The following is a 13,794-nucleotide window of genomic DNA, read 5'->3' as shown; positions in this document are numbered from 1 at the left end:
GTAGGCCGCGGAAGGCTTCCACGGGCAGCGGTCGTCGACGGTTGCCCGAATGCGTCCCGGCCAACCGTATGCATCTGGTATGCGCCGATCGGGTGGTGTTCAACCCCTACTCCTCGTTCGGAAGCGCCGCCTCGGCCGCTGCCTCGGGCCCCTGTTCGAGCAGGACGGCGAAGCCCTCCTCGTTGAGCACAGGCACCTTCAACTGCATGGCCTTGTCGTACTTCGAACCAGGATTGTCACCCACAACCACGAAGGACGTCTTCTTCGAAACAGACCCCGTCACCTTTGCTCCACGGCTCTGCAGCGCCTCCTTCGCGCCGTCCCGGGTGTGGGACTCGAGCGTGCCGGTGACGACGACGGTGAGCCCCTCGAGCGGGCGCGGGCCCTCGTCCTCCCCGGAGCTCTCCTCCTCCATCCGGACTCCGGCGGCCCGCCACTTGCGCAGGATCTCCTGGTGCCAGTCCACCGCGAACCACTCCTTGAGCGAGGCCGCGATGATCGGACCGACCCCGTCCGTGGTGGCCAGCTCCTCCTGGGAGGCCTGCTCGATCCGCTCGATCGAGCGGAATTCGCGGGCCAGCGCCTCGGCGGCGACCGGACCGACGTGCCGGATCGACAGACCGGTGATGATCCGGGCGAGCGGACGGTCCTTGGCGGCGGCGATGTTGGCGAGCATCGAGACCGCGTTCTTCCTCGGCTCGCCCTCCTGGTTGGCGAAGACCGTGGCGACCTTCTCCTCGCCGGTCTTCGGGTCGCGCTTGGGCAGCCCGCTGTCCTGGTCCAGGACGTACGCCTTGATGGGCAGCAACCGCTCGATGGTGAGGTCGAAGAGGTCGCCCTCGTCGATCAGCGGCGGCTCGGCCGGCTCCAGCGGCTTGGTCAGCGCGGCGGCGGCCACATAGCCGAAGTTCTCGATGTCCAGGCACTTGCGCCCGGCGAGATAGAACAGCCGCTCCCTCAACTGGGCCGGACAGCTCTGCCCGTTGGGGCAACGCAGGTCGACGTCGGCCTCCTTCATGGGCTTCAGCGGCGTCTGGCACTCGGGGCACTTCTCCGGCATCACGAAGGGCTTCTCCGTGCCGTCGCGCAGATCGGCGACCGGGCCGAGGATCTCCGGGATGACGTCGCCCGCCTTGCGCAGCACCACAGTGTCCCCGATGAGCACGCCCTTGGCCTTGACGACGTCCTGGTTGTGCAGCGTGGCGAACTCGACCTCGGAGCCGGCGACGGTGACCGGCTCGACCTGGGCGTAGGGCGTGACGCGGCCCGTACGGCCCACGCCCACACGGATGTTGACGAGCTTGGTGTTGACCTCCTCGGGCGCGTACTTCCAGGCGATGGCCCAGCGCGGAGCGCGCGAGGTGGAACCGAGCCGCCCCTGGAGCGGGATCTCGTCGAGCTTGACGACGACCCCGTCGATCTCGTGCTCCACGGAGTGCCGGTTCTCGCCGTAGTTCGCGATGAACTCCCGTACGCCGTCGAGGTCGTCGACCACCTTCGCGTACCGCGTGGTCGGCAGACCCCAGCCGTGCAGCAGCTTGTACGCCTCGGAGAGGCGGGTCAGCGGGGCGGAGCCCTCCAGGGCGCCGATGCCGTGGACCACCATGTGCAGCGGGCGTGTCGCGGTGACGCGCGGGTCCTTCTGGCGGAGCGAACCGGCCGCCGCGTTGCGCGGGTTGGCGAACGGCTTGTCGCCGCCCTCCACCAGGCGGGCGTTGAGCTCCTCGAACTTCTCCATCGGGAAGTAGACCTCGCCGCGGATCTCCACCAGGTCCGGGACGCCGTCGCCCTTCAGCCGGTCCGGGATCTCGGCGATCGTCCGCACGTTGGGGGTGATGTCCTCGCCGGTGCGGCCGTCCCCACGGGTCGCCGCGCGCGTGAGCCGCCCCTTCTCGTACGTCAGGTTGACGGCGAGGCCATCGACCTTCAGCTCGCACAGGAAGTGGTGCTCGGACGCTCCGACGTCCTTGTGGACGCGCTCCGCCCACGCCGCCAGCTCCAGATCGTCGAAGGCGTTGTCGAGGGAGAGCATCCGCGAGCGGTGCTCGACCGAGGTGAACTCCGTCTCGTACGCCCCCGAGACCTTCTGGGTCGGGGAGTCGGGGGTGCGCAGCTCCGGATGCTCCTCCTCCAGCGCCTCCAGGGTGCGCAGCATCTTGTCGAACTCCGCGTCGCTGATCACCGGAGCGTCGTTCACGTAGTACCGGAAGCGGTGTTCCTCGATGCGCTCGGCGAGCTGGGCGTGCCTGTCGCGCGCCTCGGCGGGCACCGATGTGGACTGTGCGTGCTGTTCGCCGGCCACCGTGTTGTCCTCCCGTTACTCTGGGTTGTCCGCGAGTGATCTCGCCGCCTGGACGCAGTGGGCGAGCGCCTTCCATGCGTACTGCGGGGAAGCGCCCGCGAGTCCGCACGACGGCGTGATGGTGACCGCCTCCGCGAGAAGCCCCGGATGCAGCCCCAACCTGCGCCACAACGACCTGACACCACTGACGCTACCGGCAGGGTCTGACAATGGGCCGTCCGTGCCCGGGACGACACCGGCGAACAGCCGCGTACCGCCCTCCACCGCCTCACCGATCGCGTCGTCGTCACGCTCGGTGAGCAGGGAGAAGTCGAAGGAGACGGCGGCCGCACCGGCCCTGCGGAGCAGGGCGAACGGGACGTCCGGCGCGCAGGAGTGGACCACGACCGGCCCTTCCCCGGCCGCCGCGACGACCTCCCTGAGGGTCGCCTCGACGACCTGGCGGTCGGGGGCGCGGTGGGTGCGGTAGCCGCTCGCGGACTTCACCTGGCCGCGCAGTACGGCGATGAGGGACGGTTCGTCGAGCTGCAGGACGAGTTGGGCACCGGGGATGCGGCGGCGCAGGTCGCCGAGGTGGAGGCGGATGCCTTCGGCGAGGGAACCGGCGAGGTCGCGGCAGGCGCCGGGGTCGGCGAGGGCGCGCTCGCCGTTCCTGAGTTCCAGGCTGGCGGCCAGCGTCCAGGGGCCCACGGCCTGTACCTTCACCTGCCCCTCGTATCCCTGGGTGAACTCCTCCAGCGCGTCGATGTCCTCGCCGAGCCAGGAACGGGCCCGCTTGGTGTCCCTGCCCGGGCGGTCGCCGAGGCGCCAGCCGCTGGGTTCCACGCGGGCGTACATCTCCACGAGGAGGCCGGTGGTGCGGCCGATCATGTCGGCGCCGGGCCCTCGGGCGGGGAGTTCGGGCAGGAAGGGGAGGTTTTCGAAGGTGCCGGTGGCTGCCTTGGCGGCTTCGCGGGCGTCGCCGCCGGGGAGGGAACCGATGCCGGTGGCTGGGCCGAAGGTGGGGTTCGCGTTCACGTGGCGAAGCCTATGTTTCCTCGCCCCCGCCGCCCCTACCCGTCCCATCCCTGGGGGCTGCCGCCCCCAGACCCCCGCTTTCGCGCTGAACGCGCTCGTCCTCAAACGCCGGACGGGCTGGTAGTCAGCCCCTCCGGCGTTTGAGGAGCGGGGGTTCGGGGGCAGCGCCCCCGAGAAGGATGGGACGGGTAGGGGCGGCGGGGGCGAGGGAATGTTCAGCTGCCGGGGCGTACCGTCACGTCGTTGATTTCTGCGTCTCGGGGGAGGTCCAGGGCCAGCAGGATCGTCGTCGCCACCGACTCCGGGTCGATCCACTTCGACGGGTCGTACTCCTTGCCCTCCTGCTGGTGAACCTTCTCCTGCATCGGACTCGCCGTCCGCCCCGGGTACACCGTGGTCACCCGCACCCCCGCCCCCCGCTCCTCATGGCGCAACGAGTCCGCGAGGGCCTTGAGTCCGTGCTTGGAGGCGGCGTACGCGGACCACCCGGCACTCGCGTTCAGACCCGCACCGGAGTTGACGAAGATCACCTGCCCCTGGGAGACGCGGAGTTGGGGCAGAAGGTGACGGGTGAGTTCGGCGGGGGCGATCAGGTTGACGTTCAGTTGGTGGCGCCACGTCTTGGGGGTCAGCTCGCCGACCGGGCCGAGATCCACCACCCCCGCGATGTGCAGCAGGGAGTCCACCCGTTCCGGCAGCGTCTGGTGGGAGAACGCCCAGGAGAGGCGGTCCGGGTCGGCCAGGTCGCCCACCAGGGTCCGCGCCCCCGGAAACTCCGCCGCCAGTTCCTTCGCGCGCCCCGCGTCACGCGCGTGCAGCACGAGTTCGTCCCCGCGCGCGTGCAGCCGCCGCGCGACCGCCGCACCGATGCCCGACCCCGCCCCGGTGATCACATGTGTAGCCATGCCTGCCATGCTCGCATCACAGGACCGTCCGTCACGCCGTTCCCCGGCTCTCCTCCAGGTACGCCAGGGCCCCCACCGGCTCCTGAGCGAAGAACACCAGGTCGGTGAGCGGGCGGGGCAGGAATCCCTCGGTCTCCATACGGCGGAACTGTTCCTTCAGGCCGTCGTAGAAGCCCTCGGTGTTCAGCAGCACCACCGGCACGTCCGTCCTGCCGTGCTTCTTCAGTTCCAGGATGTCCGTGGCCTCGTCGAGCGTTCCGGTGCCGCCGACCATGATCACGACGGCGTCCGCCTTCTCCAGCATCAGCCGCTTGCGTTCCCCGAGGTCCCGAGCGATCACCATCTCGTCGGCGCCCTGCCGCGCCTTGGCGGCGAGGAAGTCCACCGAGACGCCCAGAAGCCGGCCGCCCGCCTCCTGGACCCCGTCCGCGACCACCTTCATCAGCCCGACGTCCGAGCCGCCCCAGACCAGGGTGTGCCCGCCCTTGCCGAGCAGTTCCGCGAACTCCCGCGCGGGGCGTGTGTAGCGGTCGTCCAGGTCGGCGGCGGAGAGGAAGACGCAGATGTTCATGGCGTCACCGTACGCGGGCCGGATCGCGGTCGTCTCGGGGAACAACCCGGGCTCGCCGAACGCTCTTTCGATATGACGTCAGGACACACGATCACCATCGAGCAGCACACCGAGCGCGTACGGGTCGTCCACGGCGGCCAGGTGCTCGCCGAGAGCGAGCGGGCCCTCGTCCTGCGCGAGACGGGCTGTCCCCCGCGGTACTACCTCCCCGCGACGGACGTCCGCCTCGACCTGTTGACGCCCTCCGAGACCCACACGTACTGCCCCTTCAAGGGCACGGCGTCCTACTGGTCCCTCCCGGACGCCGCGGACCTCGTCTGGGGCTACCCCGAGCCGAAGCCCGAGGTGGCCCGGATAAAGGACCACCTCTGCTTCTACGAGGTCGAGACCGCGTAGCCCCCGCCTACTGGGTCCTACTCCACCGGTTCCGTCACGAACCGCACCCCCGCCTCCAGTTTCCGGGCCAGTGCCTGGGCCTCCTCCGGGGTGTCCGCGCCGACCGCGATGTGGCCGACGCGGTTCCACACCGAGCGGTGCTCGGCGACGACCGCGCCGGGGGAGATCGCCAGCTCGGCGTGGATCAGGGCGGGGTGGGCCAGTACGTCGTCCCAGCCCTCGATCGCCGTCAGGCGGCCGGGGGGCGGGGTGAGGAAGCGGATCGCGGAGCCTCGTACGGGCTTCAGCGCGGACTTGTCGACCGGCCTGCCCAGGACGTCGTCGTAGACCAGGCCGAACCACTCCAGGCCGGGGATGACGTACGGCAGCATGCGGTGGATCCAGCCGCCCGCGTTGCGTACGTGGACCTCGCCGAGGACCACGCCCCGCTCGGTCCACCACAGTTCGACGTGGAACTGGCCGAAACGCAGCTCCAGGGCCGTCAGGGCGGCGACGACCTGCTTCTCGATCTCGGCGGCCGTCTCGTCCGGCAGGATCGCCGGGATGACGTACTCGATCTCGAAGAAGTTGGGCGGCGGAAGCAGTTCCTTCGAGGTCAGGGCCAGGACGTGGGGGGCGCCGTCGATGAACACGCCCTCCGCGCTGTACTCCGGGCCCTCGACGAACTCCTCGACGATGAAGGAGGTGCCCTCGACATCCTTGCCCGGCAGGAACTCCAGGGCTGCCGCCAGTTCCGTCGCGGACTCGATTCGGGTGACGCCCTCGCTGCCCATCGCGTCGCGCGGTTTCACCACCCAGGGTCCTGTCGAGGTGGTCAGGAAGTCGCGGGCCTCCCGCTCGTCCGCGCAGACCCGGAAGGCCGGCTGGAGGAAGCCCGCGGCGGTGAGGTGGGCGCGGGCCTCGTCCTTGGTGCGGACGCGGTGGACGGCGTCCGGCGCGTTGCCGGGCAGGCCCAGCGCGTCGGCGACCTCGGCGACGGCCTCCTGGGCCATCTCCCGTACGCCGAACACCACTTCGTACGTGTCCCCGGCCTCGATCCGCTCGCGTACCCAGGCGGCGCTCTCGCCGCGTACGGAGAAGTCGACGGCCGAGACGGTGTCGGCGAGGGCGCTGACGGTGGGGGTGGCCGCCAACGTGTCTTCCTGGTTGGTGACATGGATGCGCAGACCGCGGGCCTGGGCCTCACGGAGGGCCGCCTCTACGACGTCCACCCCAAGGGTGGCGTTTCCCGCGCCGCCGACGAAGAGGAGGTGAGGGCTGCTCGCCTCGGCCATGTGTGCTCCCGGAGAGTGGTGAAGTTGCGTTCGGTGGTGGGGCGTTCGGGTCGTGCCGGGGTGGGGCGGAAGGTGCGGGTCAGGGCGTCAGCAGGAGCTTGCCGGTGGTGGCGCGGCTCTCCAGCAGTCGATGCGCCTCGGCCGCGTCCGCGAGCGGGAGGGCCGCGTGCACGAGCGGCTTCAGCACACCGGAGGCCAGGTGGCCGAAGACGGCACCGCCCGCCCCACGGAGCGTGTGGGCGTCGTACACGTAGTCCCTCATCGTGGGGCGGGTCAGGAACAACGAGCCGCCGCCACGCAGGAGTTCGATGTCCAGCGGCGGTACGGGTCCGCTGGACAGCCCGCACAGCGCGAGCGTGCCCCGGCGGCCGAGGCTGCGCAGGCTGGTGAGGTGGGTCGTGGCGCCGACCGAGTCGTAGACGACCCGCGCGCCCTGACCGTCCGTCACTTCCCTTACCGCGTCGTCGAACTTGTCGTAGCCGAAGGTGTGGTGGGCGCCCGCCAGACGGGCGACCTCCTCCTTCTCGGGAGTGGAGGCGATGGCCACGACGGTGGCCCCGCGGGCGGCGGCCAGCTGCACCAGGAGCCGGCCGAGACCGCCCGCCGCCGCCAGGACGACCACCGTCTCGCCCTCGGCGACGGCGTGCGTCTCGTGGGTGAGGTAGTACGCGGCGAGGCCCTGGAGGGTCACGGCGGCCGCCTCGGCCAGGTCGACGCCGTCGGGGACCGGGATCAGCTTGTCCTCGGGGACCACCGTGTACTCGGCGTAGGCGCCCAGCTGGGAGGCGTACGCGACCCGCGCGCCCGGCGCGAACGTGCTCGCGCCCTCCCCGACCGCCTCCACCACGCCGGCCGCCTCCTGGCCCGGGGTGAAGGGCGGCTCGGCGGGATAGGTGCCGTCGCGGTAGTAGACGTCGATGTAGTTGACGCCGGCGGCGGTGTTGCGGACCAGTGCCTGACCGGGGCCGGGGACCGGCAACTCGGTCTGCTCCGAACGGAGTTCGGACGGGCCGCCGGGCCGGGTGACGCGGATGGACTGCATGGTTGTCTTCCCACTCCTGGGTCGTGCCGTGCGGTTTCGTGCGGTCAGCTCATGAGGGGGCCACGGGGGTCTCCGCGGTGGAGTGCTCCGCCACGATGTCCCCCACTGCGCTGCCGCCGGTACTGCTGTTCGTACAGTTGTTGGTGCTGCCGTTGGTGTTCTCGCCGAAGATGCCGAGGAAGTAGTTGATGTCGGAGGTCAGCCCCTTCACCATGTCCCCGAGCCGGGACTCCCCGCCCGCGGCGAGGCTCTGTTCGTGGTGTCTGCGGGTGCGGGCGGAGAACGGCAGTGCTCCCGTGGCGAAGTAGCGTATGGCACCGTCACCCGCCCGGCGCGGAATGATCGCCGAGCGTGCCGAACGGCTCGCGCTGAACGGGATGTCGAGCCGTCCCTCCTCGAACGCAATCGGAATCGCCTTGTGGAGATCGGCCGTTGAGAGAATGGGCTCGACGATCTCGGCCACCTCCCGCAGGATCCACTCCAGTTCGGTGCCGATGCGGTCCTCGTCGAGCGTGATGAAGTCCAGGAGCGGGGAGTTGGCACGCGAGGCGAGCAGCAGCCCGTCGATGTTGGCGCGGGTGTCGGGGATGCCGTGCGCCTCCTGGTAGGTCTTGCTGATCAGCTTGCTCGCGCCGCCGAGCCGGGCCACGAGGGCGCCGTAGAGGATGAGGTCCTCGGCGTGCGGCCGTTGCTTGGGGAAGACACCCATGAACTCGTGGAGCACGGCGTGGACTTCGAGGCCGGCGGGCAGATAGCGGGCCGCCAGTTCGGGGATGGCCCGCAGGGCGGCGACGTCCTGCTCGAAGTGGCCGCCCTGCGGGTACGCCACCGAGATGCACCGCACCCCTTCGCGCGCCGCCGCCACCGCCTCCAGGACGCTGATCGCCAGCGAGATGGACGGCGGTACGAGTACGGCGGTCAGGGTGCCGAACGTCTCACGGTCCACGACCAGTCCGTGCCGGGCCAGTTCGCCGCACCGGGCGTCCACGTCCCGCCAGGCCGCGAGGGACTCGGCGAGCGGGATGTCCTTGCAGTACGGCAGGTTGTACGAGATCCCGCCGCCCTCGAAGGAGGTGATGCCGGACGCCACCGTCACCTCGAACAGCAGCCGCGCGTCGGGGGTCCCGTGCCGTATCTCCAGCGGCGCGGCCACCGCCTCGTTGAGCTGCCGCCCTCGCTCCCAGCCGTGGGTGACCAGCGGATACCCGTTCAGGTCGGCGGGGTTGCGCTCCAGGACCCGGCGGGCGGTGTCGAACTGCTTCAGCCGGGTGTACGAGTCGATGGTGAGCGTGAGGATGTCGGGCCGGGCGTGCCGTTCCAGGTCCTGGAGCAGCGTCGTCATCTGGGCGTGCGAGCCGACCCCGCAGCGGGGTTGCAGCGCGAGCCGCCCCGCCGCCCGCGCGTCCCGCAGCACGTCGGCGACGGTGGGTTTCCCCAGCTCCCGTACGTAGGCCACGGACTCGGCGAGTTCGGGGATCGGCGGGCCGGTTTCGCTCATGAGGCGGAGACCGGGGCCGCCGCCGGGACGCGGGTCCTCAACTCGTCCAGCGTGTCGGGGAGTTCGTCCAGGTCGGACAGGACGACGTCGACGCCGAGCGCGTACAGCCGCTCGTGGTCGGCGGCGCCCTTGTAGCTGCCGACGGAGAGGTTGCCGCCGAGGATCACCGGGCAGCGCAGCCGGCCGGCGGCGCGGGCGGAGGGCAGGTCCTGGAGGTCGCCGTGGGCGTGGCCGTTGAGACTGCCGATGATCACCGCCTCGGCCTCGGGGTGTTCGGCGTATGCCTCGGCGAATTCGGCCACCGAGGTGCAGGCGCCGAGATTGACCACCTGGAATCCTTCGGCGCGCAGTGCGTGGGCGATGAGGTGATTGGCCACGACATGGCTGTCGCTGGCCGCCACACCGAGAATTACCGTGCGTTTCTCCACCGCGTGCGCTTTTTCTTGTTCTTGTTCCTGTATTTGTGCTTGTGCTTGTGCTTTGTGGTGCTGCATGGCGGGCCCCCGGGATCTCGGACGGAATCGTGGGAAGGGTGTTCAGTCGTCGAATGCGGCGAACAGTTCCCGTTTGCTGACCTCACGCAGCCGCGCGACATTGAATTCCTCCGGATCGGCTGCGGAGAGCGAGTCGAAGACCAGATTGATCGCGGGCACGAGACCCCAGGCATGGTGGTAGGGCGGCCAGCCGGGGCTGCCCTTTTCCAGGTCCGCCTGGCGTTCGAAAATATAGTTCGCCCACTGCGGGGTGGACGGATACCGGTGATGGAAGTCGTGGACGACCGTGTCGCCGGTGAGGACGAGATAGCGGGCCGGCGCGTGCACGAAGAGCATGCGCAGGGTCCACACCCCCCAGGCGGCCGCCCGGCGCAGCGGCGGCAGCTCGGCGTCGGGTGCCGCCTCGCCGATGAAGATGGCGTTGGTGAGGCCGCCGAAGTACTCCTTGCCGCGCCTGACCGTGAGATCGCGGCCCGGGAAGGTGTGCTTGACGCACAGCCGCAGCGTGTTGCTGATCTGGAAGAGCGGGATCAGCGGGACGAACCAGACGATCAGCAGAGCCGGCCAGGTGCCGGTCGACACGGTGACCCCGATTGCGGTCGCGTAGAGGGCGAGGAAGGTCGCCTTCTCGGTCCGCGCCGAGCCGTGCCAGAACGAACGGGCGCGCGCCACCAGGAAGTTCAGATGGAACCAGGGTGACACCAGCTTGCCGAGGACGCGCCGCCACATCTGCCGGCGGGTCATCCCGGGGTGCAGGTCGAGGCTGACCAGGAAGGCCTGGACGGTGGGGTCGCGCAGCGTCATGTGGTGGGCGGCGTGGTGATCGCTGACATGCTCGCGGCTGTAGCGGACGAAGTTCTGGATGACCAGCAGACTGGAGGTGAGCCGGCCTATCGCGGTGTCCAGGCGCCGTCTGCGGTACATGTTCCGGTGGGAGCACTGGTGGTAGACCATCATCCGCAGGTTGCGCATGCCGTGCAGGGTGACGGCCCAGCCCGCGGGTACCAGCAGCAGCCAGGCGCCGCCGAGACCCAGTCCGGTGCAGCCGGCCACGACGCCGAGGGCCATGGAGAGATACGCCGTCAGAAGATGAAATCCGGGCGTCCACCAGGATATGGAAGTCTGTCCAGGTAATGCCTTTCCAGTGAAAATCGTGAGCGGGTACTGAGTGAACCGGGGCAGGGCGCGCATGGTTTCGCGGGGATCCGAGTAATCCGCAATGCCTTCGGTCCGGTAGCCATTGTCGATGGCTGCCATCGCACTCCTCTAGGTCAGGGATCTGAGGCGCCTGATATTCGGCCGCCCGGTCGGGCGGTAGGGCATATCGGCACACGAAAGGTCTGTGACTGGGTGCGCGGTTGATCCTGACAGGCGGTCACCCGCAGGGTCAACCTTTTATCGGGAAACTGATCGAAAAATGATCGGGAATGAATTGCAGGGCGCTGCCCGGCGGTTGTACAGGAAAATGGGTCGGTACAGAGAAATGGGACGGCCGCCCGCGAATTCACGCGGGTGTGGCGGGCGCGTCCTGAGTGCGGGGTGGTTCCGGCTCCGGGACGGGGTCGGGCAGGACCCTGCGGACCCGGACCGGCGAGAGGAAGACGGGCAGGAAGGCCGTCGACACGAACACGCCGCCCACCCACAACGTGGCCTGGACGCCGATGAGTTCGCCGAGTACGCCGGAGATGGCGGCACCGACCGCCAGGGCCCCCGTCAGCAGGAACCTGAACGTCGCGTTCATCCGGCCGAGCAGTGAGCCGGGGGTCATCCGCTGGCGCAGGCTGACTCCGAGCACGTTGTCCATGCCCACCTTGAACATGGCCAAACACCATCCCGCGCCGGCCAGAAACAGCCACGGACCCCGGTCCACCAAGGGCACGAGCAGCCCCGCCGGGGCCAGACACACCCCGGCCAGACCGAGCGTACGGCCGAATCCCAGCTTGGCGGCGATGGGCCGCGCGCTGCGGGCGCCGATCAGCAGGCCGATCCCGCCGGCGCCCCAGAACAGGCCCAACGCGGCGCCGGGCAGATCGAGTTCGCGGACGAACCAGATCGGCAGCATGGTGTTGATGACCGACGAGCCGAGGTTGGCGAGGGACGCGGTGAGCACCAGCGCCCGCAGCTCCCGGTTGCCGAAGACATGCCGTACGCCCTCGGCGATCTGGCTGCGCAACCGGGCGCCCGCCCCGTTTTTCCTCATGCCGGCCGGCGGAGTGCGCCGGATCGCGATGAGTCCGAGCCCGGAGGCCAGATAGGTGCCGGCCGAGACGAGCACGGCCGCCGGTGCGGTGAGCAGCGAGACCAGCCCGCCGCCCGCGCTGCGGCCCAGTACGTTGCCGGCGGCGATCAGCGTGTTGATGTCGGCGTTGGCCTGAACGAGCGCCTCTTTGCCGACCAGTTGGGGCAGCACGCTCTGTGAACCCACGTCGAAGAACACCGTCGCACACCCGCTGAGCAGGACGACCGCGTAGAGCTGGGCCAGGGTGAGCGCGTCCAGCCACCAGGCCAGCGGCACGGAGGCGTACAGCAGGGCGCGGCACAGGTCTGCGGCGATCAGCACCCGGCGATGGCTGAGCCGGTCCACCCAGGCCCCGGCCGGCAGGCCGATGACCAGGAAGGCGATCGTGCTCAGGGTGGCGAGGGCGCCGACCTGGCCGGGTCCGGCGTCCAGCGCGGCCACGGCGACCAGGGGTACGGCGACGTAGCTGACGTTGCTGCCCAGTTGACTGAGCGCGGATGCGGTGAACAGCGTGCGGAAGTCGGCTGTCCGCCATGGGGAGTCGGGTCGCATGATCCGTTCGTCCGGTGGGGTCGGTGAAGGCGGAGGGAGAAGCGCGCGGCAGGACGGGAGCAGGTGGGGGGCTCCGCGGAACCTACGCGCGCGGCGGGTGTGCCGGCGGGCCTGGTACGCCGCAACAGAAAGGCGCAATTCCATGCCCTCTTGGCCGGAAAACACCTGCCAGCAGATTGTTCATCCTTGCCCCCGTTCAGCTTCTTCCTCTTCGGGATGGCCGAAGTCCACCCCTGGAGGATGCCGTTGGAACCCGTTCACTTCCCAGGTTCCCGCCGCCATTTCATCGACTGTTCACAGTAGTTGCCCGAGCGATGCAGCATACTTCCGAAGTGCTCGGACGACCGGTGGACACTAGCCGGTCGGTGCGGTCCGAGCGCAAGGATCTCCGGTTTGCGCGTGTCACGGCAAGCGGGCGAAGGAATTTCCGGGACTCGTTGACAACGACCGAAGAGAGATGTGATCGTCTGGGAGGTGCCGAGGGGGCGGCCACCCTTCTGTGCCAGTTTGTTGCGTACGTCGGAGCGACACCGCGAACCGTACTTGCGACACAGCACACTTCGTTTGCGCCACAGCACACACCACCGCCGACCGCAGCCCGATGACGATTCGGGCCGATTGGCGTGACGTTTCCGAGCTGCCCTCACCAGGGCCCTGCTCGTTCAGGGTCACCGACTTCAGTAGAGTTTGGGTGAAAAGCAAAGTGACTGCTCGTACCGCGCTCTTGATCGGTGCCGCCGGGGGAATTCTCTCGGAGGTGGCCAGAGGTCTCGCGAAGGAAGGCCACTCACTCGTCCTCTTCGACAGGAACGAGGAGACGGTCACCCGCCTCGCCGATGAACTCGCCGGGGTGACGAAGACCGAGGCGGTGGTCGGTGACATCACCGACATCCCGGCCGCCGAGCGACAGTTGACGGAGATCGTCGAGCGGCACGCTCCGTCCGTCCTGGTGAACGGTGTCGGCGGCGACACCCGGGTCATCGGCTACGCGGATCTCGACCGCAGCCATTTCGAACAGACCCATCTGGAGAACGTGATCAGCACCTGGATCGCGGTCAAGGTCTGCGCACCCCGGATGGCCGAGGACGGTTACGGCCGCATCGTCAACTTCGCCTCGGCGGGCGGGCGTACATACAGCCACTTCAACAACGCCGCGTACGTCGGCGCGAAGGCCGCCGTGATCGGTATGACCAAGCAGCTGGCGTACGAACTGGCCGGCACCGGAGTGGTCGCGAACGTGGTCGCCCACGGGCCGATCGCCACCGACCGGGTCGCCGGCGCCTTCGAACGCCGTACCGAGGAGTCGAAGAAGGACGTCCTGGGGCGGCTGCCCATGGGGCGCTACGGCACGGTGGCGGAGGCTGTCGGCAGCGTGCTGCACCTGTGCTCCGAGAGCGCCGGCTACTCCACGGGAGCCGTGATCGACATCAACGGCGGCCTCTACATGTGATCTGTTCGCGGGCTGATCCGTGATCTCCCGGCGCGGCGCGCTACGCGCGTTGGC

12 protein-coding genes are annotated in these 13,794 nt (G+C 69.4%); 2 read left to right on the top strand and 10 right to left on the bottom strand.

Translation table 11 applies throughout. The annotated features are described in order from the left end of the window. Positions 1–106: 106 nt before the first annotated feature. From ligA to PV396_RS28875, 4 genes are all read right to left on the bottom strand, one after another. Complete coding sequence (ligA, locus tag PV396_RS28890; RefSeq protein ID WP_319209544.1) at positions 107–2,302, bottom strand: NAD-dependent DNA ligase LigA; 2,196 nt, start codon at positions 2,300–2,302, stop codon at positions 107–109. A gap of 15 nt (positions 2,303–2,317) precedes the next feature. After that, on the bottom strand, positions 2,318–3,319 hold the full coding sequence (locus PV396_RS28885) for a methionine synthase (protein ID WP_319209542.1): 1,002 nt from the start codon (positions 3,317–3,319) through the stop codon (positions 2,318–2,320). 215 nt (positions 3,320–3,534) lie between these two features. After that, on the bottom strand, positions 3,535–4,233 hold the full coding sequence (locus PV396_RS28880; RefSeq protein WP_319209540.1) for an SDR family oxidoreductase: 699 nt from the start codon (positions 4,231–4,233) through the stop codon (positions 3,535–3,537). Between the two features lie 22 nt (positions 4,234–4,255). Further along, on the bottom strand, positions 4,256–4,795 hold the full coding sequence (locus PV396_RS28875; RefSeq protein ID WP_319209538.1) for a TIGR00730 family Rossman fold protein: 540 nt from the start codon (positions 4,793–4,795) through the stop codon (positions 4,256–4,258). A gap of 72 nt (positions 4,796–4,867) precedes the next feature. Here PV396_RS28875 and PV396_RS28870 point away from each other — a divergent pair, with 72 nt between their 5' ends. Beyond that, on the top strand, positions 4,868–5,191 hold the full coding sequence (locus PV396_RS28870) for a DUF427 domain-containing protein (RefSeq protein WP_319209535.1): 324 nt from the start codon (positions 4,868–4,870) through the stop codon (positions 5,189–5,191). A gap of 17 nt (positions 5,192–5,208) precedes the next feature. Here PV396_RS28870 and PV396_RS28865 read toward each other — a convergent pair whose 3' ends face one another. From PV396_RS28865 to PV396_RS28840, 6 genes are all read right to left on the bottom strand, one after another. Continuing rightward, positions 5,209–6,465, bottom strand: coding sequence for an ATP-grasp domain-containing protein (locus PV396_RS28865; RefSeq protein WP_319209533.1), 1,257 nt, complete (start codon positions 6,463–6,465; stop codon positions 5,209–5,211). A gap of 79 nt (positions 6,466–6,544) precedes the next feature. Then, the gene (locus PV396_RS28860; RefSeq protein WP_319209532.1) at positions 6,545–7,507 is read right to left on the bottom strand and encodes a quinone oxidoreductase; all 963 of its coding nucleotides are present in this window, start codon (positions 7,505–7,507) and stop codon (positions 6,545–6,547) included. Positions 7,508–7,556: 49 nt separating this feature from the next. Beyond that, positions 7,557–9,005 carry a methylaspartate mutase gene (locus PV396_RS28855; RefSeq protein WP_319209529.1) on the bottom strand — a complete coding sequence of 483 codons (1,449 nt, stop codon included), beginning with the start codon at positions 9,003–9,005 and terminating at the stop codon, positions 7,557–7,559. After that, positions 9,002–9,433 (bottom strand): cobalamin-dependent protein, encoded by a 432-nt coding sequence (locus PV396_RS28850; protein WP_319209526.1) that lies wholly within the window; start codon positions 9,431–9,433, stop codon positions 9,002–9,004. Before PV396_RS28850 ends, PV396_RS28855 begins: the two co-directional genes overlap by 4 nt. Before the next feature lie 108 nt (positions 9,434–9,541). After that, positions 9,542–10,567, bottom strand: a complete 1,026-nt coding sequence (locus PV396_RS28845; protein WP_319209523.1) for a fatty acid desaturase — start codon at positions 10,565–10,567, stop codon at positions 9,542–9,544. A gap of 436 nt (positions 10,568–11,003) precedes the next feature. Continuing rightward, on the bottom strand, positions 11,004–12,290 hold the full coding sequence (locus tag PV396_RS28840) for an MFS transporter (protein WP_319209521.1): 1,287 nt from the start codon (positions 12,288–12,290) through the stop codon (positions 11,004–11,006). Between the two features lie 691 nt (positions 12,291–12,981). Between PV396_RS28840 and PV396_RS28835 the strand changes: the two genes are divergently transcribed. Beyond that, positions 12,982–13,740: an SDR family NAD(P)-dependent oxidoreductase gene (locus PV396_RS28835; protein ID WP_319209517.1), complete on the top strand. Its 759-nt coding sequence runs from the start codon at positions 12,982–12,984 to the stop codon at positions 13,738–13,740. The last annotated feature ends 54 nt before the right edge of the window (positions 13,741–13,794 follow it).

Source organism: Streptomyces sp. ME02-8801-2C, assembly GCF_033793965.1.
GTDB lineage: Bacteria > Actinomycetota > Actinomycetes > Streptomycetales > Streptomycetaceae > Streptomyces.
This window is presented reverse-complemented; position numbering and strand designations above follow the sequence as displayed.